Annotated in this window: 2 protein-coding genes and 2 rRNA genes; 2 read left to right on the forward strand and 2 right to left on the reverse strand. The window is 60.5% G+C overall.

Features of this window, described 5'->3' with window-relative positions:
* The first annotated feature begins 5 nt into the window (after window positions 1-5).
* Window positions 6-118: ribosomal RNA gene (gene rrf / locus MRBLMU1_RS21570) — 5S ribosomal RNA — on the forward strand.
* Between the two features lie 123 nt (window positions 119-241).
* Window positions 242-354: ribosomal RNA gene (rrf, locus tag MRBLMU1_RS21575) — 5S ribosomal RNA — on the forward strand.
* Window positions 355-419: 65 nt separating this feature from the next.
* Here rrf (MRBLMU1_RS21575) and MRBLMU1_RS21580 read toward each other — a convergent pair.
* Together MRBLMU1_RS21580 and MRBLMU1_RS21585 are read right to left on the reverse strand one after the other, a co-directional pair.
* Window positions 420-2,012: a GDYXXLXY domain-containing protein gene (locus MRBLMU1_RS21580; protein ID WP_363505524.1), complete on the reverse strand. Its 1,593-nt coding sequence runs from the start codon at window positions 2,010-2,012 to the stop codon at window positions 420-422.
* Window positions 2,009-2,998 (reverse strand): DUF2157 domain-containing protein, encoded by a 990-nt coding sequence (locus MRBLMU1_RS21585; protein WP_363505527.1) that lies wholly within the window; start codon window positions 2,996-2,998, stop codon window positions 2,009-2,011. Before MRBLMU1_RS21585 ends, MRBLMU1_RS21580 begins: the two co-directional genes overlap by 4 nt.
* Between the last annotated feature and the right edge of the window lie 393 nt (window positions 2,999-3,391).

Genomic DNA, 3,391 nt, shown 5'->3' on the forward strand with positions numbered 1-3,391 from the left:
CAATGCCTGATGACCATAGCAAGTTGGTCCCACCCCTTCCCATCCCGAACAGGACCGTGAAACAACTCTGCGCCGATGATAGTGCTGCAACCAGTGTGAAAGTAGGTTATCGTCAGGCTAGTTATATAGAAAAGCCCCCATCCGCCTGAATGCGCAAGAACGCGTCGGTGCAGATGGGGGTCTTTTCATCCCCAAGATTTTAAGCGGCGCGGAAACGCGACGTCAGTAGTACCGGTCAATGCTTGATGACCATAGCAAGTCGGTCCCACCCCTTCCCATCCCGAACAGGACCGTGAAACGACTCTGCGCCGATGATAGTGCTGCAACCAGTGTGAAAGTAGGTTATCGTCAAGCTAGTTATACTTAAAAGCCCCACCGAGCGCGCAACGCTGGTGGGGCTTTTTTCATTGTGGGCGGCGTTATAGCTGTTCCAGATTCGCACCCCGCAAATTGACCAGCAGCGCCCGTCCCTTGTCATCGATCCTGAATTCCCCGTACTTCGCCTGGGACCAGCGCGGCGCTTCGCCCTCCTTGAAATACCAGGCGTTGGTGGCGGGGCGCAGGCCGCTTCCCGTCTGCACCAGCTCGATCAGGATTTCATCCGGCGCCAGTGACCTTGCGACGGCCAGGCCCTGCATCACCGCCACGCCCCGATCATCGACCTTTGCGATGACCATGGCGCGCCGTAATGCGCCAGTTTCCTCCCTGTCCAGGGCCGGCATCTGGAAATTGAGCGTCATATAGTCGCCCTGCATCAGTGAGCGGGGATCGACGGGCGCGAGTGCGATAAATACAGGCTTGCCGGTGCTGATCAGCGCTTCTTTTTGCCAGATCGCGCCGTTGGCCACCATCAAGGTCAGCAACAGCGACGCAGCGATGCCCGCGCGCTGTGCCGGCGTTGTGGCGGAGGCCTGTGCGGGCACAGCCGTGGCGGCGGCTTCGCGCGCGCTGGCGTTCCAGCTCAACCATGCGTTCACGCCAAACGCCGCACCCGTGATGGCCATGATGGCGGCTTTGGTGGCCAATGAGACGTCCAACTGGTAGTAGAAGGTGCCGACTATCCAGGACGCCGCGACCGCACTGGCCACCGCGAGGCGCCAACGACCGCTGCCGATGCAAGCCGACAGTGCAAGCAGGGCCGCGCCCAACCCAGGTATCAGCCAGGACATAATGGCCAGAATCGCGGCCGCCGCCGCATAACGCGGAGCGCGCAGCGCGGGCCAGCAACGGCCGAGCCAGGCGGCGCCGGCGATCGCCAGCAGACTGGAGACCATCTTGGTCAGCGAATACCGCAACCCCGCCAGTTCGCCCGCGTCGTGCAGATGCCCCAGCGCCGCCGGAGAAAGGAATGTCGCTCCGGAATCGTAGGCCAATGCCGCCAGGGTCAGCAGGATCCAGCCGGTGGACATGGCCTCGATCAGGATCATCTTGCGCGCACTTTGGCTGGACGGAGCGTGGGTGTCGGCGAAGTATGCCGCGATCAGCCACAGCACCAGCGCAATCAATGTGCCTCCCCAGATATTTTGCTGATCCGAATTCTGATGGTTGGTGCTCATCAGGATGAAGACCATGGCGGCGAGCGCGCCCAGAAGCACGCGCAACCAGTGCTGCGGCACCAGCCACGCCGTACCGACGACGACCAGGAGCAGCAACGCTTCGGCCGCCACATAGGGCAGGTCGCGGAACAGTCCGTACACGAGCAGGGCGCCGCCGACCAGTAGCACCGGCAAACCCAATTGTTCGACAAATGGCGACACGGTCCGGGATCGTAAGAGGTGAACGGCGCCGTACAGGAAGACGGCCCCAACTACGTAGCACAGCACGCCTCGCTCCAGGGCGCCGCCCAAGATCATGAACAACACGCCTAGTAGCGGCACGGCCGCCAGCCATGCGCCGAGTCCCGTCATGAGTATGACCGGCCACGGCCGTGCGGTTTCTTTTGGGGCCGTGTCGGGAGGCAGGATGCCTTCGGCAGTCGCGGCGTGTATCAACTCCTGCAAACGCTTGCTCATAAGATGCGCTCCCCGGTCTGTACGCGCGCCAGGTGGATGATCAGCTTGACGGTACCGGCCAGCATGGCGGCCGCAACGCATCCGATCAGCAGCAACGCTCCGATCTCATCGCTGCGCGCCTCCACCAGAAGTTGTATCAAGCCACACACGGCCAGCACGTTGGCGCCGAGACCGAGCGCGCTGAGAATAAAAATATCAAACAGGCCGCGCCGGCTGAAGACAAAGGCCAGGGTCGCGACGATGAGCAGCGAGATTGGATAGAAGCCACTGCCGGCGATGTAAAACAGGCTGCGCACGGACATTGCCACCAGTCCGATGATCGCGTAAATCATACTCAAGCGCACCGGCCAAGGTCCGGTCCCGGTTCCTTCTCCAGCGCCAACCCAGGCGCGCGGTGCAAACCGGAGCAGGAGTGCCAGAACGATGGCCGGCACCCATGAGCCCAGGCTGCTTTGAAGCGATAGCTCCGAGCTCCACCACCAGCCGTTGGTCCGCACCTGGAAAAACAGCTGGGCTGCCGTGAGGGAAACGATCACCCATGAAACCCACAGCACATCGTGTCGCACGCCCAGGCATAGCGGCAAGGTGAGCGCCGCCCACAGGGCGAACAGTTGCCAGGGATCGGCGCCGGTCTGGTAGGTCTGGCCAAAGTAGGCGAACAGGCCACCGCAAGCGATAAAGCCCAACAAGGACAGCGGCACGCGGGCGACAGGGAAGCGCCAGGCGCCAATCAGCGTAGCGAGCACGAACGCCTCGATCAAGATGAAGCGGACGGAGCGGGGTAGCGTGTCCCAATTGGCGGCCACCCAGAACACGAGGCCGAGACCCACCAGCACAGCGGACAGCACGGCCAGGCCGAATGGCAAGTAGCGCAGCAGCGATGGCGGCGGCGCGTCCAGCGCGGCAAGTTGCTTGAGCCGGAGGCCGGCGTCTGGCGACAGGTCGTGCTTGTCGGCCAGGGCGAGTATTGCAACGCGTAGATTCATTGGCGTTCCCCAAAATTGTGATGGGCCAAGGTTACTCTTTTTTAACTCGCCGGATCTTGACCGGGCTGCGGCATAAAGTGAAAAATAAAACTTGGCAGTTCACCTCCTGCTTTGCTATAGTTCGCCTCCTCGCAAAACGGTGCACACAAAACAAGGTGTTGCAGAGTGAAGCGGGGCAAAAAAGAGGGTTGACGAAACGGTCTAAACGATTCATACTCTTCCTTCTTCGCTGACAGACAAAACGATTTGTTAGCGACGCAGTACCAAACAAGTTCTTTAAAAATTAACAGTCGATAAGTGTGGACGTTTGATGAAAGTGCACGCGGAGCCTCGGTTCCGCGATACTTAAAATATCAAATGTTCACAAGAAGTAATGAAATAGGCGCTACGAAA

The organism is Burkholderia sp. LMU1-1-1.1 (genome assembly GCF_040675865.1).
Classification (GTDB): Bacteria; Pseudomonadota; Gammaproteobacteria; order Burkholderiales; family Burkholderiaceae_D; genus Rugamonas.

Coding starts and splice junctions, on each gene's coding strand:
- MRBLMU1_RS21580 (WP_363505524.1), bottom strand. CDS start 2,012: ATGAGCAAGCGTTTGCAGGAGTTGATACACGCCGCGACTGCCGAAGGC.
- MRBLMU1_RS21585 (WP_363505527.1), bottom strand. CDS start 2,998: ATGAATCTACGCGTTGCAATACTCGCCCTGGCCGACAAGCACGACCTG.